General features: G+C 66.1%; 14 protein-coding genes. 7 read left to right on the forward strand and 7 right to left on the reverse strand.

Annotated elements, in window-relative coordinates; genetic code table 11:
* Positions 1 to 251: 251 nt before the first annotated feature.
* Both ACSYAO_RS12085 and ACSYAO_RS12090 read left to right on the forward strand, forming a co-directional pair.
* A complete protein-coding gene (locus ACSYAO_RS12085; RefSeq protein WP_049462791.1) occupies positions 252 to 2,411 on the forward strand; it encodes a TonB-dependent receptor plug domain-containing protein in 2,160 nt (719 codons plus the stop codon).
* The gene (locus ACSYAO_RS12090) at positions 2,401 to 2,961 is read left to right on the forward strand and encodes a thioredoxin-like domain-containing protein (RefSeq protein ID WP_049462792.1); all 561 of its coding nucleotides are present in this window, start codon (positions 2,401 to 2,403) and stop codon (positions 2,959 to 2,961) included. Before ACSYAO_RS12085 ends, ACSYAO_RS12090 begins: the two co-directional genes overlap by 11 nt.
* A 68-nt stretch (positions 2,962 to 3,029) precedes the next feature.
* On the opposite strand, the gene mntR is transcribed toward ACSYAO_RS12090, so the two are convergent.
* A complete protein-coding gene (gene mntR, locus ACSYAO_RS12095; RefSeq protein WP_049462793.1) occupies positions 3,030 to 3,500 on the reverse strand; it encodes a manganese-binding transcriptional regulator MntR in 471 nt (156 codons plus the stop codon).
* 116 nt (positions 3,501 to 3,616) lie between these two features.
* Here mntR and ACSYAO_RS12100 point away from each other — a divergent pair, with 116 nt between their 5' ends.
* Entirely contained in the window at positions 3,617 to 4,948 is a 1,332-nt protein-coding gene (locus tag ACSYAO_RS12100; protein ID WP_049462794.1) for an Nramp family divalent metal transporter, read from the forward strand.
* Between the two features lie 239 nt (positions 4,949 to 5,187).
* Here ACSYAO_RS12100 and ACSYAO_RS12105 read toward each other — a convergent pair whose 3' ends face one another.
* The 4 genes from ACSYAO_RS12105 to ACSYAO_RS12120 form a co-directional block, all read right to left on the reverse strand.
* Complete coding sequence (locus tag ACSYAO_RS12105; protein ID WP_049461515.1) at positions 5,188 to 5,514, reverse strand: thioredoxin family protein; 327 nt, start codon at positions 5,512 to 5,514, stop codon at positions 5,188 to 5,190.
* Positions 5,486 to 5,953 (reverse strand): flavodoxin, encoded by a 468-nt coding sequence (locus ACSYAO_RS12110; RefSeq protein ID WP_080356501.1) that lies wholly within the window; start codon positions 5,951 to 5,953, stop codon positions 5,486 to 5,488. The genes ACSYAO_RS12105 and ACSYAO_RS12110 overlap by 29 nt, the downstream gene beginning before the upstream one ends.
* Before the next feature lie 25 nt (positions 5,954 to 5,978).
* Positions 5,979 to 7,019, reverse strand: a complete 1,041-nt coding sequence (locus ACSYAO_RS12115) for a ribonucleotide-diphosphate reductase subunit beta (RefSeq protein ID WP_049461514.1) — start codon at positions 7,017 to 7,019, stop codon at positions 5,979 to 5,981.
* Positions 7,020 to 7,128: 109 nt separating this feature from the next.
* On the reverse strand, positions 7,129 to 9,492 hold the full coding sequence (locus ACSYAO_RS12120) for a ribonucleoside-diphosphate reductase subunit alpha (RefSeq protein ID WP_049461513.1): 2,364 nt from the start codon (positions 9,490 to 9,492) through the stop codon (positions 7,129 to 7,131).
* A gap of 433 nt (positions 9,493 to 9,925) precedes the next feature.
* Between ACSYAO_RS12120 and ACSYAO_RS12125 the strand changes: the two genes are divergently transcribed.
* Together ACSYAO_RS12125 and ACSYAO_RS12130 are read left to right on the forward strand one after the other, a co-directional pair.
* Positions 9,926 to 10,903, forward strand: a complete 978-nt coding sequence (locus ACSYAO_RS12125) for a zinc-binding dehydrogenase (RefSeq protein ID WP_049461512.1) — start codon at positions 9,926 to 9,928, stop codon at positions 10,901 to 10,903.
* Positions 10,904 to 11,130: 227 nt separating this feature from the next.
* Positions 11,131 to 13,755, forward strand: a complete 2,625-nt coding sequence (locus ACSYAO_RS12130; protein WP_149908547.1) for a TonB-dependent receptor — start codon at positions 11,131 to 11,133, stop codon at positions 13,753 to 13,755.
* Positions 13,756 to 13,853: 98 nt separating this feature from the next.
* On the opposite strand, the gene betT is transcribed toward ACSYAO_RS12130, so the two are convergent.
* On the reverse strand, positions 13,854 to 15,833 hold the full coding sequence (gene betT / locus ACSYAO_RS12135) for a choline BCCT transporter BetT (RefSeq protein ID WP_049400600.1): 1,980 nt from the start codon (positions 15,831 to 15,833) through the stop codon (positions 13,854 to 13,856).
* Between the two features lie 195 nt (positions 15,834 to 16,028).
* Entirely contained in the window at positions 16,029 to 16,409 is a 381-nt protein-coding gene (locus ACSYAO_RS12140; RefSeq protein ID WP_049461510.1) for a VOC family protein, read from the reverse strand.
* A 151-nt stretch (positions 16,410 to 16,560) separates the two neighbouring features.
* Here ACSYAO_RS12140 and ACSYAO_RS12145 point away from each other — a divergent pair, with 151 nt between their 5' ends.
* Positions 16,561 to 17,079 (forward strand): sigma-70 family RNA polymerase sigma factor, encoded by a 519-nt coding sequence (locus ACSYAO_RS12145; RefSeq protein WP_005409975.1) that lies wholly within the window; start codon positions 16,561 to 16,563, stop codon positions 17,077 to 17,079.
* Positions 17,076 to 18,020, forward strand: a complete 945-nt coding sequence (locus ACSYAO_RS12150; protein WP_049461509.1) for a FecR family protein — start codon at positions 17,076 to 17,078, stop codon at positions 18,018 to 18,020. The genes ACSYAO_RS12145 and ACSYAO_RS12150 overlap by 4 nt, the downstream gene beginning before the upstream one ends.
* The last annotated feature ends 48 nt before the right edge of the window (positions 18,021 to 18,068 follow it).

The following is an 18,068-nucleotide window of genomic DNA, read 5'->3' on the forward strand; positions in this document are numbered from 1 at the left end:
CCGCCCCGGGGCCAGACCGGGGCGGCGTTCCTCGATTTCGATCGCACCCTGCCGGGCATGACATCCGGCAGGGTTCTGGCGTTGATTTGTAATGTTATAACACTGTCGTCCGCGATGTTCTGATCCTGCTTCCGGCTTCGTGATTGCACGGACTTATTTATATAGCAATTGCTATATCTATGACCCTCTGCTTTCATATGCGTCAGCCAGGTCGCCCTCGCCGCCTTTCCTCTCCCAAGGACGACGCCTTCATGCCCGTTTCCAGACCCCTTTCCCGCCGGCTGCCTCTGGCTGCCGCCATCGCCCTGACCCTGCCGTTGCCCGTGCTGGCAGCCACACCAAAGCCGACCGAGCTGGACCGTGTGCAGGTCAAGGTCAGCACTGCCACCCGCAGCGAACGCCTGCTGTCCGATGTCCCGATCCGCACCGAAGTGCTGCGCAAGGAAGACATCGCGCTGCGCGCGGCCACCGACTTCTCGCGTGCCGCCGAACTGATCAATGGCCTGCGCGTGGAAAGCAACTGCCAGAACTGCAACACCAGCGAGGTACAGCTGCTGGGCCTGCCCGGCGCCTACAACCAGCTGTTGTTCGATGGCATCCCGTTGCTGTCCACGCTGGGCAGCGTGTACGGCCTGGAACAGATTCCGGCCGGGTTCGTCGACCGCATCGAAGTGGTCAAAGGCGGTGGTTCGGCGCTGTATGGACCGGGCGCGGTGGCCGGTGTGATCAACCTGATCCCGCCGCTGCCGGCGCGCAGCGGTGGCCATGTGCAGGCCGGCGTGGATGTGCTGAAAGGCACGCCGCAGAAGAATGCCGATGTGCGCCTCGACCTGGTGGCCAAGGATGCCGACGCCGGGCTGTCGGTGATTGCCCAGCGCAACTGGAACAGCGGCATCGACTACAACGGTGACGGCTACACCGAGATCACCCGCAAGAACCTCAAGGTCGGCGGACTGCAGGCCTGGTATGCGCCCACACCGGGCACACGGCTGCGCCTGGACCTGCAGGTGACCGATGAAACCCGCCGCGGCGGCAACCGCCTGGACCAGCCAGAATACCTGGCCAACATCGCCGAATCGCTGGATACGAAGTACCGGCGCGGCAGCGTGTCGTGGAATCAGGAGATCAATGCCGACGTTGATTTCCGCCTGGCCTATGCCTTCGCCGACATCGACCGTGACAGCTTCTATGGCGGCCTGGGCGATGTGGTCACCGATCCGTCTGCGCCTGGCTATGACCCGTCGCAGCTGGACCCGAACGTGGCCGGCAGCGCGGCCTCGCGGTCGTGGCGCCAGTACGGCCGCACCCACAACCCGCTGCACTACATCGACAGCCAGTTGAACTGGCGGTTGGGGGCGCACGCGCTGGCCTTCGGCGTGCAGTACAAGCACGAGGCGCTGCGCGACGACAACCGCACCGGTGACGGCCAGCGGTTGGCAGTGCTGGAGGACGCTACCTTCCACAACCTGGGCGCCTTCATCCAGGACGAGTGGAGCCTGCGCGACAACGTCGACCTGGTGCTGGGTGCGCGCGTGGACAAGAGCTCGGAGCTGGACAGCGCGGTGTTCTCGCCGCGCATCGCGCTGGCCTGGCAGGCCACGCCCAACCTGAAGTGGCGCGCCGGCATTGCCACCGGCTTCCGTGCCCCAGAGATCTTCGTTGAGGATGTGCATGTCGATACGCTGGGTGGCGAACAGGTGCGCGTGCGCAACACCGACGGCCTGAAGGAAGAGCGCGCGTTGACCACCCTGTTCGGCTTCGACTGGCGCTCGGACCCGGCCAATCCGGTGTGGAGCTGGGATGCCGCCGCCTCGTATGCGCGCATCCGCGACACCTTCGCACTGGGCGAGATCCAGCGCGGCGATGACGGACAGCTCAGTCAGCTGCGCTACAACGCGTCCGGTTCCAACGTGCTGGGCGCGGAAACCAACCTCGGCTGGCAGCCGTCGCCACAGTGGCGCCTGACCGCGGGTGCCTCGTGGTACCGCTCGCGTTTCCGCGAACCGCAGCGCATCTTCGACGACACCGGCGACGGCGGCGACACCGTGATCGAAAGCCGGGACTACCTGAAGACCCCACGCTGGACCGGCCTGGCCCAGCTCAGCTGGATGCCGGCCGAGCCGTGGGAGACCTTCGTCGCGCTGCGCCACACCGGGCCGATGTCGGTGCTGAACAACCGGCTGGGCGAACTGCACCGCACGCGTTCATTCCTGGTGACCGATCTGGGTGCGCGCTGGCACCGCCACCTGGGCGCGCAGGCGCAGCAGGAAGTGTCGGTGGCCGCAGGCGTCAAGAACGTGTTCGACCAGCGCCAGAAGGATCTGGAAGTGGGCGCGCTGCGAGACAGCGACTATGTCTATGGGCCGCGCTTCGCGCGCTCGTGGTACGTCAACCTGCGCTATGCGTTCTAAGCCGCTACGAGCGTTGTTGCTGGCCTGTGCCGTGCTGCTGGCCGCACCAGCGATGGCTGCGGACCTCCACGCGCAGGTCTCGGCCTCGCTGATGCGGCCGGATCAGCGCTCGCTGCGGCCGATGCAGTGGTCATCGCCACCGAAGCTGGTGGCGTTGTACTTCGGCGCCGACTGGTGCGCGCCCTGCCATGCCTTCGTACCCACACTGCGCAGCGTGCGTGACGCATTGCGCGAGGCCGGCGCCGATACCGAAGTGGTGTACGTCAGCCTGGATGAGAGCGAGGCCGCGCTGCGCCGCTACATGCATGCGCAGGAGATGCCGTGGCCGGTGCTGGACCCGCGCCGCGCCGCGCGCATGCCGGCACTGCAGGCATTGGCTGGGCTGGCACCGCCGAATCTGGTGCTGATCGATGCCGACGGCAAGGTGCTGGCCAATGGTTGGCAAGGCCGGCGTTACGAAGGCCTGCAGCCCGTGTTGAAGGAATGGACGAAGCAGGCGTGTGCGCAGCAGCAGGCCCGTTGCCCCAACGCCGGCATCCAATCGCGGTAGCGCCGGGCCCTGCCCGGCGAAATGCGTGACGCAACATTACGGCCGCCGGGCATGGCCCGGCGCTACCGTTACGGCGCCGCGCCCCTGGCCTTGCGCACAAACGCTTCGAACAACGCCAGCGTCTGCTCGCTTACATGGTGCTCTATACCTTCGGCATCGCGCCGTGCGGTATCCGCGTCCACGCCCAGCGCCAGCAGGAAACGCTCCACGGTCTGATGACGCTGGCGGCTGGCATGCGCCAGCGCCTCGCCTTCCGGGGTCAGGAACACGCCGCGGTACGGCCGCTGCACCACCCAGCCATCACGGGCCAGCCGCCGCAGCATCTTCGCCACGGTGGGCTGGGCTACGCCCAGGCGGGTGGCGATGTCGACCTGGCGGGCCTCGCCGCCGTCGGCCAGCAGGTCCGAGATCAGCTCGACATAGTCCTCCACCAGCTCCATACGGTGCGCCTCGCGCACTTGCCGGAAGCTCTCGACCTGGCGCTCGGCCTCGATCAAGGGGGTGCTTTTCAGCGATGTCGAATCGTCGGTCTTGCCCACGCCTGCGCCTGTCCTTCCGGTTGTTCCGGTGTTGAACCTGAATTCTGGACCAGTAACGCGATAAAGACGATTGTTTCACATTGCTAATGACTATAGCAGGAGCTATATTCGGAGCCATGAACACCCTGGCATCCCGCGACCCCTCGGCCTCCACTCCGGCCAGCCTGGGCGCGCTCAACGCCTCGGTGGCGGTGCCCGACAAGGGCCACTGGTGGTTCCGCCTGCTGGCCTTCCTCGGCCCGGGCTACATGATCTCTGTCGGCTACATGGACCCGGGCAACTGGGCCACCGACCTCGCCGGCGGTTCGCGCTTCGGTTACCTGCTGCTGTCGGTCATTCTCATCTCCAACCTGATGGCAGTGATCCTGCAGGCGCTATCGGCGCGGCTCGGCATCGCCACCGGCATGGACCTGGCACAGGCCTGCCGCGCGCGTTACCCGAAGCCGGTGAACCTGGCGTTGTGGGGGCTGTGCGAGGCGGCGATCATCGCCTGCGACCTGGCCGAGGTGATCGGCACCGCGATCGCACTGAAGCTGCTGTTCGACCTGCCGTTGCTGTGGGGCGCGGTGATCACCGCGCTGGACACGCTGCTGGTGCTGCTGCTGATGAACCGCGGTTTCCGTGCGCTGGAAGCCTTCGTGATCGCATTGCTGATGGTGATCTTCGGCTGCTTCGTGGTGCAGATCGCGCTGGCTGCACCGCCGGTGATGGAAGTGCTGGGCGGCTTCATCCCGCGCGCGCAGGTGGTAACTGATCCGCACGCGCTGTACATCGCCATCGGCATCATTGGTGCCACGGTGATGCCGCACAATCTCTATCTGCACTCGTCCATCGTGCAGACCCGTGCCTACCCGCGCACCGATGAGGGCCGACGCAGCGCGCTGCGCTGGGCGGTGACCGACAGCACCCTTGCACTGACCCTGGCACTGTTCATCAACGCCAGCATCCTGATCCTGGCGGCGGCGGTGTTCCATGCCAATGGCCGATTTGATGTGGAAGACATCGAGCAGGCGCACCAGCTGCTGGCGCCGATGCTCGGCGTAGGCGCGGCGGCGACACTGTTTGCGATTGCCCTGTTGGCCTCGGGCCTGAATTCAACGGTGACCGCCACGCTGGCCGGCCAGATCGTGATGGAAGGCTTCCTGCACCTGCGTCTGCCGCCGTGGCTGCGTCGGCTGATCACGCGGGCGCTGGCGATCATTCCGGTGGTGGTGGTGATCATGCTGTTTGGCGACCAGGGCGCGGTAAAGCTGCTGGTGCTGAGCCAGGTGGTGCTGTCGATGCAGCTGCCGTTCGCGATCATTCCGCTGGTGCGGATCGTGACCGACAAAGTGACGATGGGCGCGCTGGTGGCCCCGCGCTGGCTGGGCGGCATCGCCTGGGTGATCGCGCTGGTGATCGTGGTGCTGAACGTGAAGCTGCTGGTGGATACCTTCAGCGGCGGGTAATGCCAAACGCCGGGCTCGGTCCTGCCCCAAGTAGATCCACGCCATGCGTGGATGCCTTTGTAGAGTCGAGCCATGCTCGACTCATCGCACACCGCGCGCAAAGCAGTCGAGCATGGCTCGACTCTACAGAAAGCAAATCCCGCCAGTAGATCCACGCCATGCGTGGATGCCTTTGTAGAGTCGAGCCATGCTCGACTCATTCCATCACCGCGCGAACAGCAGTCGAGCATCGCTCGACTCTACAGATACAGCGCAATGGCGGCTTCAATCTGCTGCGGCGACTGGAACCCGGCCAGGCGGGTGCGTTCGTCGCCGTCACGGAACAGGGACAGCGTCGGCGTCTGCCGCAACCCCAGTCCCCTGAAGAACGCTTCACCCAGCACTTCCAGCTGCACGCGCAGCAGGGTGATGCCCTGCCCTGCACTGCTGGTCGCCACGCGGTGCAGCGACATCTCCAGCATCCGGCACCCTGGGCACTGGTCCTTGTGGAAATCCACCAGCACCCGCGGATGTTCGGCCAGCAGCTGCTGGAACTGCTCAGGCGTGGTGGCGTCGATGATCTGCATCGGTGTTGCTCCAGTAATGGGCCAGGACCGCGTCGGTCCAGGCCTCGATGGCCGCGGCATGGCGAACGCCATGCGGCATCTGTTCGATCTCCAGCGGCGGGTAGTCGCTGCGGAAGTAGCGGATCAGCCGGTGCACGGCACCGCAGTAGTACTCCTGCCCCCACTGCGTTTCGCCGGTGCCGAACACCGCCAGCTGCCGTGGCCGCTCGCCGCGCTCGGCAATGCCGGCCACCCACGCCTTCATCTCCGCCGGCGTGCGGCCGGCGTTGTCGGTCCAGCAGCCCAGCAGGACCAGATCGGCCTCGCCGGCGGCCAGCGGCGGCGCCTGCCGCAGGTCGTCGGCCTCGTGCCAGTGCACGGCGTGACCTGCAGCGCGGCAGCGCTCGGCGATCTGCCGGCCGAGCTCTCGGGTGTTGCCGCTCAAGGAGGCGACCACCAGCAGAATGCTCAGCGCTTCGCTGGGCTCAGAGGTCGTCGAAGCCGTTGTCGACGTTGGTCTTCTTGTAACTTGCATTGCGCATCTCGAAGAAGTCGGTCTTGGTTTCGGTGAAGTTGTCGGCGTAGGCCTTGATCCACGGCATCACATTGTCGGTGGTGTCGCTGTACAGGCGTTCGATGCCGAGCATGCCGGCCATCTTGTTGGCGCGGTACTTCACGTAGCGCACCATCTCGTCCACGTCGATGCCGTCAATACCGTCCAGCACCTCCGACGACCATTGCGTCTCCAGCTCGATGGCGTGCTCGAACGATTGGTGCACGTAGGCGGTCAGCTCGTTGGTCTGAAGCTCCGGGTTCTCGCCGATGATGGCGCGGATCAACTCGCTGATGAACTTGGTATGCGCCAGCTCGTCGCGGTTGATGAAGCTGATGATCTTGCCGGTGCCGTTCATGCGGTTCTGCCGCACCATGTTGTAGAAGTAGGCGAAACCGGAATAGAAGTTGATGCCTTCCAGGATCGAGGACTGGATCAGCGACTTCAGCAGGGTCTCGGCGGTCTTCTCGCGCATGAAGTCGTCATACGCGCCCATGATAGGTGCGTTGCGCTTGATGATGGTCGGGTGGGTGCGGGCGATCTCGAAGATGCGGTTCTGGTTCGGCAGGTCGGTGATCGAGGCCAGCACGTAGCTGTAGCTCTCGTTGTGGATCACTTCCTGCTGGCCGATGATCGCTGCATTGGCATGCGCGGCGGGATCGGTGATGTACTCGGCCACGTTGTAGATGAAGCGGGTCTGCGGTGAGTCGAGCGTGGCCAGCAGGCCGATGATGGAGTCGTAGGCGTTCTTCTCACGCGCGTTGAGCTCGCCGTACTGGCGGGCATCGAGCTTCATGTCGACCTCGTCGGGAATCCAGAAGTTGGTCGACAGCTCCTTGTAGGCCCGATAGAACGACGGGTAAGGAATGTCGTTCCAGTTGAGGATGCCGCTGGTGCAGCCGTTGATGATGCCGGTGCTGCGGTTGGGATGGCGCGGTTCGAGGATCTTGATGCGGTCGAGGGGGGTTGCCATGGGTTTCTGCCTTCGTTCTCGTTCTATCGTGTTGCCGGCCAGCGGCCGGCACTACCGTGGATCGCGGGGTTGCCGGCCAGCGGCCGGCACTACCGTGGGTCGCCGGCGGTCAGCTGGAGCACCACTCGCATTCGCTGATGTCGATGTCGTTGGAACGCACGTAGTAGGTGGTCTTCAGGCCTTCGCGCCATGCGCTCAGGTGCAGCTCCAGCAGCGTGCTGGCGCGGATCGTGCTAGGCACGTACATGTTGAAGCTGATCGACTGGTCGACGTGGCGCTGGCGGCGCGCGTTCTGGCGCACGCTGGCGAACTGGTCGACCTTGTAGGCACCCTTCTCGTAGTACGGCCAGGTCTCCAGCGACAAACCCGGAGCGGCCACCGGACGCCGGAAATCCTTCTTTTCCTCGTAGTAGAACGCGCTGTAGATCGGGTCGATGGAGGCGGTGGAACCGGCAATCTGCGCGGTGCTCATGTTCGGTGCCACCGCCAGCAGCCAGCCGTTGCGCAGGCCGTGCGTGGCGACCTCGCGGGCCAGGCTGTCCCAGGCCGCGCCGCTGTAGTCGCGGTCACTGAAGTAGCGGCCGTTGTGCCAGTCGCTGCCGGTGAACATCGGGTAGCTGCCTTTCTCCTTCGCCAGCTGCGCGCTGGCCTGGATGGTCAGGAAGTTGATGCGCTCGTAGAGGCGGTCGGCCAGCGCTTCGGCATCCGGCGATTCCCATTGGATCGCCTGCTGCGCCAGCAGATGGTGCCAGCCGAAGGTGCCCAGGCCGATGGCGCGGTATTTGCGGTTGGTGATGGTGGCCTGCGGCACCGGCAGCGCATTGAGGTCGATCACGTTGTCGAGCATGCGCACCTGGATCGGGATCAGGCGCTCCAGCACGTCGGTGGCCAGCAGGTCATCCGGCGCACTGATCGCACGTCCGAGGTTGATCGAGGACAGGTTGCAGACCACGAAGTCACCGGCGCGGCGCGTAGTCACGATCTGGTCGCCGCTGACGATCTCCTGGATCATCCGCGTCGGGCTCATGTTCTGCAGGATCTCGGTGCACAGGTTGCTGGAATAGATCATGCCCGCGTGCTTGTTCGGGTTCCGGCGGTTGACCTCGTCGCGGTAGAACAGGAACGGGTTGCCGGTCTCCAGCTGGCTGAGCATGATCCGCTTGAACAGATCGATGGCCTTCACCGTGCGGCGGCTGATGCGCTCATCGGCCACCAGCTCGGCGTAGCGGTCACGGAAGCTGCCAGAACCACGCTTCTCGTCGTAGAAGTCCTGCAGGTACCAGCCCTTGGCCTGCTTCACCTCGTGCGGGTCGAACAGGTACCAGTCGGCGCGACGTTCGACCGCTTCCATGAACAGGTCGGGCACGCACACCGAGGTGAACACATCGTGCGCGCGCAGGCGCTGGTCGCCGTTGTTGAGGCGCAGGTCCATGAAGGCTTCGATATCGCGGTGCCAGATGTCCAGGTACACCGCCACTGCACCCTTGCGCTGGCCGAGCTGATCAACCGACACCGCCGTGTTGTTGAGCTGCTTGATCCACGGCACCACGCCACCGGAGGAATTGGCCACGCCACGGATCGGCGCGCCGCTGCTGCGCACATAGCCCAGATAGGCACCAACGCCGCCGCCGTGTTTCGAAACACGGGCGATATCGGTGTTGGAGTCATAGATGCCCTGCAGGCTGTCGTCCACCGTGTCGATGAAGCAGCTCGACAACTGCCCGCCCACCTTGCCGGCATTGGCCAGGGTCGGTGTGGCCACCGTCATGTACAGGTTCGACAGCGCCCAGTACGCCTCACCGACCAGCTGCATGCGCCGCTCGCGCGGCTTTTCCTCCTGCATCAGGTACAGCGCGATGGTCAGCCAGCGCTCCTGCGGCAGTTCATAGACCTCGCGGCTGCGGTCGCTGGCCAGGTAGCGCGTGGCCAGCAGGTACAGGCCGTTGTAGGCGAACAGGCGGTCCCGTTCCGGGTCGATCATCTCGCCGGCCTGCTGCAGCTCTTCCTTGGAATAGCAGCGCAGGATGTCGTTGCTGTAGATGCCGCGGTCGGCCAGGCTTTCCTGCAGGCCCACGTAGGAACCGTACTTCAGTCCAACGTCGTAGAAGCGGTTGCGGCTGGCGCGCTTGTACAGGCGGCGCAGGTAGATGCGCGCGGCAAACTGTTCCCACTCCGGCGCGACCAGGTCCACCCGCGACTCGGCCTCGCGGATCAGCAGATCGACCAGGTCATCGGCGCTGATGCTCGGTTTGCGTTCGACCATCGCCTGCACCACGCGGCGGTAGTCGCTCACATCCAGCTGCGGGAACTCGGCATGCACGGCATCGATGCTGCGCTGCAGGCGCTCGGCCTCGAACGGCAGGCGACGGTTGCCGGCCTCCTTGGTGATCCAGGTCGGCACGCGCTCGCCACCGGCGCGCAAGGCGTCGCCGGCGCCGGCCAGATCGGCCACGCGGAAGGTACTGTCGGTCATGGTGGTGAAACTCCAGGCTCGCACGCGCGTTGGCGGTCGATGCCATGGCGGCCCTGCACGCGATACCGGCGCACGGGGCGGTCGGGGTGGGATGCCAAAGCGCGGGAACACCAGATCGTCGGCAACAGCCTGCGCCTGCGGCCGGTATCCGGGCCGTGGGGGCGATCTGGGTCCGCTCGATGGCGGCCGCGTCGACACGGCAAGCCTTCAGGGGCGGGCCGCGGGACGTTTGCTGCATGTCCGGCGGCGGCGGCTGACCGGGAGTGACGGACACAACATAGTGGGGATATTCCAGCCCGTCAACACAAGATGCGGTAATCAACACATGTCGCGACGATCAGTCGCAGGATGCCGTGTTGCACCTGCGGCGCCTTGTCGACAACGCCTGCGTCCCCAGTTCGGTACAACATCAACTTTCCCCGGAACACCGCCCATGCGCGCTGCCCAGTACCCCTCCTTCGGCGACCCGGCCGACGTCCTTGCCATTGCCGATGCCGCCTTGCCCGAGCCCGGCCCCGGCGAGGTGCGCATCCGCACCGTGCTGGCCTCGATCCACAACCACGACCTGCTGACCGTGCGCGGCCTGTATGGCTACAAGCCAACGCTGCCGGCGATCGGTGGCAGTGAAGCACTGGGCGTGGTCGATGCACTCGGCGACGGCGTCGACGGCCTGCAGATCGGCCAGCGGGTGGCCGCCGCATCGGTGCACGGCACCTGGGCCGAGGCCTTCATCGCACCGGAACGCATGGTGATTCCGATGCCGGAGGCGATCCCCGACGAAATGGCCGCACAGTTGATCGCGATGCCGCTGAGCGCGCTGATGCTGCTGGAGTTCCTGCACGTCGAGGCGGGCCAGTGGGTCGTGCAGAACACTGCCAACGGCGCGGTGGGCAAATCGCTGGCGATGCTGGCGCGGGCGCGTGGCGTGCATGTGGCCAACCTGGTGCGCAATGCCGATGCGGTCGCACAATTGCAGGCGCTGGGCATCGATCATGTGTTCGACACCTCGGTGGACGGCTGGAAGGATCGCGTGCGTGAGGCGACCGGCGAAGCACAGGCCGCGGCCGCGGTGGATTCCATTGGCGGCGACGCCAGCGGCGATCTGGTCGACCTGCTTGGCCACCACGGCACCCTGGTGTCGTTCGGTGTGATGAGCGGCGAACCCATGCGCATTCCCGCCGGCGGCCTGATCTACAAGGAAGCCACGGTGAAGGGTTTCTGGGGCAGCAAGGTCAGCCAGGCGATGGCGGTGGAGGACAAGCGCCGGCTGGTTGGCGAACTGCTGAAGCGCGCGGCGAGCGGCGAACTGACCCTGCCGGTGGAGCAGATCTTCGCACTGGACGACATCGCCCAGGCGGCAAAGGCCGGTGCGGGTTCGGGCCGCAACGGCAAGGTGCTGCTGCGGCCTTGATGGCCGGACAACCGGGGTCGGATCCCTTTCCGTTGGAAAGGGATCTGACCCGCAGCAGGAGTGCGGACCAACGGTCCGCACCCACCGAAGCACAGACCGCCCCACCGAGGCCACAGACTTTCGTTAAGAACCTGTGATGTATAACTGAATGCGCTTTCGTCATTGGAAGGCGCACGTGGCTGCGTGCGGTACTGACGGCTCCTCCCCCGTTCGGCGTTGTCGCTTCCATGTACCGCACCACCCTGAACCTGCTTGCCGGCGCGATCGCGCTGGGCCTCACCGCCGGCGCTGCCGGCGCCGCTGAAACCGCCGATACCGGCAAGGACAGCACCACCTTGGGCGCCGTGCTGGTGACCGGCTCCAACATCAAGCGCAGCGATACCGCCGGGCCGAATCCGGTGCAGATCGTCAGCCGCGAACAGATCGAGCAGACCGGCCGCTCCACCCTCACCGACGTGCTGCGCAACCTGTCGGCCAATGCCGGCAACAGCTTCGACGAGCAGTACACCGGCAGTTTCGCCGCCGGCTCGGCCTCGATCGGCCTGCGTGGCCTGTCTCCGAAGAACACGCTGGTGCTGGTCAACGGCTACCGCGTCTCCAACTTCGGTTTCGCGCTCAACACCCAGGACACCTTCGTCGACCTCAACGCGCTGCCGATCAGCGCGGTCGAACGCATCGAAGTGCTGAAGGACGGCGCTTCGGCGGTGTACGGTTCCGATGCCATCGCCGGTGTCATCAACATCATCCTGCGCAAGAACTTCCAGGGCGTGGAAGTCGGCGGCGGCTTCGGTACCGCCACCCAGGGCGGCCTGAACGAGCGCAAGGCCAGCCTGCTGGCTGGCTTCGGTGACCTCGAACAGCAGGGCTGGAACGTGCTGTTCGGGCTGGACCTGCTCAAGCGCGACCGCCTTGATGGCGATGACCGCGCCTATACCCGCAGTGGTGACTTCCGCGACAAGCCCGGTGGCCGCCTGGCCGGCTGGTCCACTGCCGGTGGCAACTGGCTGAGCAACCCCCGTGCACCGCAGCCGTTCGCCAACTGCCCCGACGGCAGCCAGCTGCGCCCGTACAGCGACTTCGGCAGCACCCTGCCCGGCCAGGCCTGCGCCTTCAATGCGCAGCCGTTCAAGACCCTGCAGCCCGGCGCCGAGCGCCTGCAGGCGTCGCTGAGTGCGACCTACCGCTTCAATGACAGCGTCGAAGCGTTTGCCGATGTGCTGTACAGCCACAACAAGGCCGACCAGATCTTCAGCGCGCCACTGACCGTCGGGCCGGGCCTGCGTGCCTACAACCCGGCCACCGGCACCCTGATCGATGTGCCGGCGGTGCTGCCGGTCGGCCACCCGAACAACCCGGGCAGCACGCCGCTGCCGTTCGAGTACACCTTCTACGATCTCGGCCCGCGCCTGAAGGACAACACCCAGGTGTTCTACCGTGCCCTGGCCGGGGTGCGTGGCAGTGGCGAGCGCTGGGACTGGGAAGTGGCAGCGCTGACCTCGCAGAGTGCACAGCGCGAGTACGTCGACAACTTCGTCAACCGCTACGCCTTCGAGCAGATCCTGCGCGATGGCAGCTACAACTTCCTCAACCCGTCCAGCACGCCGGGGGCGCTGGATGCACTGCGCCTGCAGACCAAGCGTCCGGGCTGGTACAAGCTGCACTCGTTGAACGTAAAGGCGTCGACCACGCTGTGGGAGCTGCCGGCCGGTGCAGTCGGCTTCGCCTGGGGCGCCGAGTTCCGCAAGGAATCATTGGATGCGCGCACCAGCGCACAGGTGCTGTCGGGTACCGAGCTGCGCCCGGCCATCAACGTGGTCAACGGCGAGCGCCAGGTCAGTGCCGCCTACGCCGAACTGAGCGTCCCGCTGCACCGCACGCTGGAACTGCAGCTGGCCGGTCGCGGCGACCGCTACGATGACTTCGGCAAGGCGTTCTCGCCGAAGGTGGCATTGCGCTGGCAGCCGCTGGACAGCCTGCTGCTGCGCGGCTCGTTCTCGCGTGGCTTCCGTGCGCCGTCGCTGCCGGAGATCGCGCCGGGCCAGACCGTCAGCTACGGCTCGGTGATCGATCCGTTCGACCCACTGCAACCGGGTGGCAGCCGCGGCGTGACCAACATCCGCACCGGCAACCCGGACCTGAAGGCCGAGCGCTCGCGTAACTTCAACGTGGGTGCGGTGTGGTCGCCGGATGGCGATACCAGCATCGGCCTGGACTGGTACCGCATCGAACAGGACAACCTGGTCAAGCCGGACAGTGCGCAGTTCATCGTCGACAACCCGACCCTGTTCCCGGGCCGCGTACAACGCGAGAACGGACGCATCCAATTCATCACCAACCAGTACGCCAACCAGGGCGAACTGACCACCTCGGGGCTGGACCTGGACGCCAGCCGTACCTTCCGCACCGACGGTTGGGGCAACTTCACCGTCGCCGGCAGCTGGACCCACCTGCTCAGCTTCAAGCAGCCGCTGGTGGCCGGCCAGGCGCCCTATGACGGGGCCGGCAACAACCGCCACGGCGCACTGCCGCGCACCCGCGGCACCACCTCGCTGAACTGGGCGGTGGGCGACTGGAGCAGCACGCTGAGCCTGCAGTACGTGAGTGGCTACGACCAGCGCGTGGCGACGGCCACCAGCAACCCGGGGCTGCGTGACCGCATCAAGCCGTATCACCAGCTGGACCTGTACGTGGCGTACGAAGGTATTCCCCACACCACGTTGTCGCTGTCGGTGCTGAACCTGACCGACAAGGACCCGCCGTTCGACCCGGCCGGTGGCTCCAACGGTTTCGACATCAGCCAGTACAACCTGCGCGGGCAGTTCGTCTCGCTGGGGGCGCGCTACCGGTTCTGATGCGATATCGGGGCGGCGGTGATGCGCCGCCCCAATTGTGCTGCCGGCCAGCGGCCGGCACTACCACTGACCGCCGGGGCCAGCCCGGCGGTCGTGCATCAGCGGCTCAGGTGCAGGAACTGCAGGTGCCGTTCGTACTGGCTGATGATGTCGTTGATGATCTGCTTGCGGCTGTAGCCGACCAGGTCGTAGTCCTGGCTGCCTTCGAACAGGTGCACTTCAGCGCGGTAGTAGCGCTGGTTGCGCAGCTGCTGCGCGGCGAACGACGGGGTCAGGTAGCCGCTCAGGATCACCCGGTACAGGAAGTCCTGCTGCTCGCCGTGATTCACCGTCAACTCCATGTCGCCAGCCTCGAAGCGCGTCGCCACGTCCCAGCCCTGCCCGCGCAGCTGTTCGGCCACCGCCTCCATCGCTGGCTTCACGGTGTCGTCCATGAAGCGGTAGACCTGGTCGCGCACCGGGAAGTGCATGGCCTGGCTCAGGCGCTGGCGCCAGCCCTGGTGGTGGCGGTCGTCACCGATCAGCGGCGAGGGACGGTACTGCAGCGCGCGCTTGCGGTGCGATTCGTCACTGAAGGCGCGGGTCAGGCCCCACATCATCAGCAACAACACCGCCGAGAACGGCAGCGACGCCAGCACCACCGCCGATTTCAGCGCATCGATGCTGCCGGCCAGCAGCAACCCGGCGGTCAGCACCGCGATCACCGTGCCCCAGAACACGCGCAGCCAACGCGGACCATCATCCTCCGGCGCCCCGCCATGCGAGGACAACGTCGACAACACCACGGCCCCGGAATCCGCCGATGTCACGAAGAAAATGAAACTGACGAACACCGTCACCGCGATCACCGCCTTGCTCCACGGATACCCATCCAGCAGGGCATACAGCACGGTGGGTGGATCATCCACCGCCAGTTGCGCCAGTTGCTGCTGGCCATGGTGCAGCACCTGGTCCAGTGCACTGTTGCCGAAAATCGACAGCCACGCCAGGGTGAAGCCGAGCGGGATCAGCAGCACGCCGAACACGAATTCGCGGATGGTGCGGCCACGCGAGATGCGGGCGATGAACAGGCCGACGAACGGCGCCCAGCCGATCCACCAGGCCCAGTAGAACACCGTCCAGCCGCCCAGCCATTCCGGTCGGCCGCCATAGGCGTACACATCGAAACTCTTGCCGACCACGCTGCCGAGGTAGTCGCCCAGGTTCTGCATCAGCGTGCTGAGCAGATACTGGGTGGGGCCGGCGCACAGCATGAACAGCACCAGCGCGATCGCCAGCAGCATGTTGATGTTGGCCATCCAGCGCACGCCCTTCTCCACGCCTGAAACGGCCACGGCCACCGCCGCGCCCATCATGCTGACCACCAGGATGATCTGCACCAGGTTGGAGTGCGGGATGTTGAACAGGTGCGACAGGCCAGCGTTGAGGTGCAGCACGCCGAAGCCCATGTCGGCGCCGATGCCGAACACGGTGGCGACAATGCCCAGCGCATCCACGGTATAGCCGATCGGGCCATTGATGCGCTTGCCGATCAGCGGGTACAGCGCCGAACGCAGGGCCAGCGGCAGGTTGTGGCGGTAGGCGAAGTAGGCCATCGCCATCGCCGCGAGTGCGAACACGCCCCAGCCATGCAGGCCCCAGTGCAGGAACAGCAGCTGCATGGCCTGGCGCGCACCAGCCTCACCGGCCGCCGGATCGCCCTGCGGCGGCTGCAGGTAGTGGGTCAGCGGTTCGGAGACGCAGAAGAAGAACAGGGTAATGCTGATGCCGGCGGCGAACAGCATGCCGGCCCAGGAGAGATAGCTGAACTCCGGCTCGTCATGGTCGGCACCGAGCTTGATGCCACCGTACTTGGACAGCGCCACGCCGACCACGAACACCAGGTAGAGGGTCATCGCCAGCAGGTAGTACCAGCCGACATTGAGTGCGGCCCAGTCCTGCGCCTTGACCAGAAGGCGGCCCGCACCGAGCGGGAACAGGCTGACAAACAGCGCGAACGCCACGACAACGATCGCCGCGAAGGCGAACACAGGTCGGAGGGTGCGCACCGGGGATTGTTGCGGCTCCAGTACTTCCATGGGGCGGCGTTCTCCGGTAGATCAAAGGGTTAGCCGACCGATTCTGGCTGAACCGCAGTGGACAGAGCATGAAGTTGCGGCCTGCGGTCACAGGCCCGGCCCACCATTCCGTGCTATCACGCGCGCGCCGAAGCGTGCCTGCGAGCGCAGCCGCGCGCGGACCGCGTGCATCGCGGCCACGCGCGTACTGTCCAATCACGACATCACATGCACCGCGCACAGCTTGTTGCCATCCGGGTCGCGCAGGTAGGCCAGGAACAGCTGCCGCCCGGCCATGTTGCGGATGCCGGCCGGGTCTTCGATGGCGGTGCCACCGTGGCTTACGCCCGCATCCTGCCAGCCACGCACCGCCTCGGCGCTGTCGAGGGTGAAACCAATCGTGCCGCCGTTGGCATGGCACGCCGGCTGCCCATCGATCGGTGCGGTGACGATGAACATGCGGCCGTCCTTGAAGTACACCAGCCGCCCCTTGTCATCGAAGACACCCGGACGGGCGCCCAATGCGGTGAACACGGCATCGTAGAAGCGATGCGCGACGTCCATATCGTTCGTTCCGACGGTGATGTGACTGAACATGCGGGCACTCCTTGTGGAAAGACCGCAGTGTCGGCGAGCGCGGCGGGCATCGCAAATGCACGCCTCCGGCCTGCTGCCAAGTGCGCAGGGTTTGTCGTACACCGCTCGATCACCCTATAATGGGAATCATTCTCATTAATGATCGATGCCGATGGCCGTGCCCGCCGCCTCCAGCACCGCGCTGGCGGGGTTCTACCGCGAACACCATGGCTGGCTGCTGGGCTGGCTGCGCCGCCGCACCCACAACGCCGACTGCGCTGCCGACCTGACCCAGGACACCTTCCTGCGCCTGCTCAGCCGTCGCGTCGATCCGTCCGAACTGCGCCTGCCGCGCGCTTACCTCAGCACCATCGCGCACGCCCTGCTGGTCAACCACTGGCAGCGCGCGGATCTGGAGCGCGCCTACCTGACGGCCTTGGCCGCGCAGCCGGAGCCGGTGCATCCATCGGCGGAAGAACGCACGCAGGCGTTGCAGCTGCTGCATGCCATCGCCGACATGCTGTCCGGCCTGGCCGAGCGGCCACGCCGTGCGTTCCTGCTGGCACGACTATCTGGCCTGGGCTATGCGGAGATCGGCCAACAACTGGGCGTGTCCGAGCGCATGGTCAAGAAGTACATGGCGCAGGCGATGCTGCATTGCCTGCGCCTGTCCGGCGACGCGGCGGCATGAGTGCGGCATTGGCTGGCCCGGCCCTGGAGCAGGCGGCAGAGTGGTTCGCGCTGCGCGAGCAGGGCTGGACTGATGACGAGCAGTACCGCTGGCGCGCATGGCTGCAGGCTGATGCCGGCCACGCCGATGCGTGGCGTCGGGTCGAGTCGGTCTGGCAGTCCTTTGCGCCCCTGTCGGCGCCGGCCGCCGCCACCGCGCTGGATGCCGCAGGCCGTCGTCGCCGGCAGGCTCTGCGCAGCCTCGGTGGTGCACTTGGCATCGGCGCGGTTTCACTGCTGGGCCTGCATGGCCTGCAGGCGCAACGCGGCCTGCAGACGCAGCGCACCGTTGCCGGGCGCACCGGGCACTGGAGGCTGATTGATGGCAGCCAGTTGTGGCTCAACGCGGACAGCGAAGTCACCATCGACATCGGCAGCGGCCGCCGCGCCCTGCATCTGCTGCGTGGCGAGCTGCTGCTGCAGACCGGCCATCACCCTGCGTTCGCCGGCCAGCCGTTGACCGTGCATGTGCCGGGCGCACGCCTGCAGCCGATCGGCACCCGCTTCGCGGTCGGTCGTGAGGCGCAGGGCAGCCGGCTGGATGTGTTCGAGGGCGTGGTGCGCTGCCTGCCGATGTTCGGTGCGGCGCTGGATGTGGCTGCCGGAGGCGCGGTGCGGATCGGCCCGATGGGCGGGCTCACAACGGTCGCTGCCGATCCTCTGCGCGGTGACTGGCAGGACGGACGACTGCAGGTACAGGACACGCCTTTGATCCGCGTCATCGATGAGCTGGCCCGCCACCATCAGGGCTATCTTGGCTGTGATCCGGCGCTCGCCGCATTGAAAGTCACGGCAGTACTGCCACGCCTGGACAGCACCCAGGCGCTGCATCTGCTGGCCCGCGCCCTGCCGATCCGTGTCGAGCAGCGCTGGCCGTGGTGGACCGTCGTGCGTCCGCTTTGAAATCGCGGTTCCCTTTCTGCGCGCTCACCGGGCACTACAAGGGAACCC

The sequence above is a fragment of the Stenotrophomonas sp. STK16_22 genome (genome assembly GCF_051984505.1).
GTDB lineage: Bacteria > Pseudomonadota > Gammaproteobacteria > Xanthomonadales > Xanthomonadaceae > Stenotrophomonas > Stenotrophomonas maltophilia_A.

Excerpts from the sequence above, each read along its gene's own strand:
- ACSYAO_RS12145 (WP_005409975.1), top strand. The coding sequence starts at position 16,561 with ATGGCCGTGCCCGCCGCCTCCAGCACCGCGCTGGCGGGGTTCTACCGC.
- ACSYAO_RS12125 (WP_049461512.1), top strand. The coding sequence starts at position 9,926 with ATGCGCGCTGCCCAGTACCCCTCCTTCGGCGACCCGGCCGACGTCCTT.
- betT (WP_049400600.1), bottom strand. The coding sequence starts at position 15,833 with ATGGAAGTACTGGAGCCGCAACAATCCCCGGTGCGCACCCTCCGACCT.
- ACSYAO_RS12115 (WP_049461514.1), bottom strand. The coding sequence starts at position 7,019 with ATGGCAACCCCCCTCGACCGCATCAAGATCCTCGAACCGCGCCATCCC.
- ACSYAO_RS12090 (WP_049462792.1), top strand. The coding sequence starts at position 2,401 with ATGCGTTCTAAGCCGCTACGAGCGTTGTTGCTGGCCTGTGCCGTGCTG.
- ACSYAO_RS12150 (WP_049461509.1), top strand. The coding sequence starts at position 17,076 with ATGAGTGCGGCATTGGCTGGCCCGGCCCTGGAGCAGGCGGCAGAGTGG.
- ACSYAO_RS12105 (WP_049461515.1), bottom strand. The coding sequence starts at position 5,514 with ATGCAGATCATCGACGCCACCACGCCTGAGCAGTTCCAGCAGCTGCTG.
- ACSYAO_RS12140 (WP_049461510.1), bottom strand. The coding sequence starts at position 16,409 with ATGTTCAGTCACATCACCGTCGGAACGAACGATATGGACGTCGCGCAT.
- ACSYAO_RS12085 (WP_049462791.1), top strand. The coding sequence starts at position 252 with ATGCCCGTTTCCAGACCCCTTTCCCGCCGGCTGCCTCTGGCTGCCGCC.
- ACSYAO_RS12100 (WP_049462794.1), top strand. The coding sequence starts at position 3,617 with ATGAACACCCTGGCATCCCGCGACCCCTCGGCCTCCACTCCGGCCAGC.
- ACSYAO_RS12120 (WP_049461513.1), bottom strand. The coding sequence starts at position 9,492 with ATGACCGACAGTACCTTCCGCGTGGCCGATCTGGCCGGCGCCGGCGAC.
- ACSYAO_RS12130 (WP_149908547.1), top strand. The coding sequence starts at position 11,131 with ATGTACCGCACCACCCTGAACCTGCTTGCCGGCGCGATCGCGCTGGGC.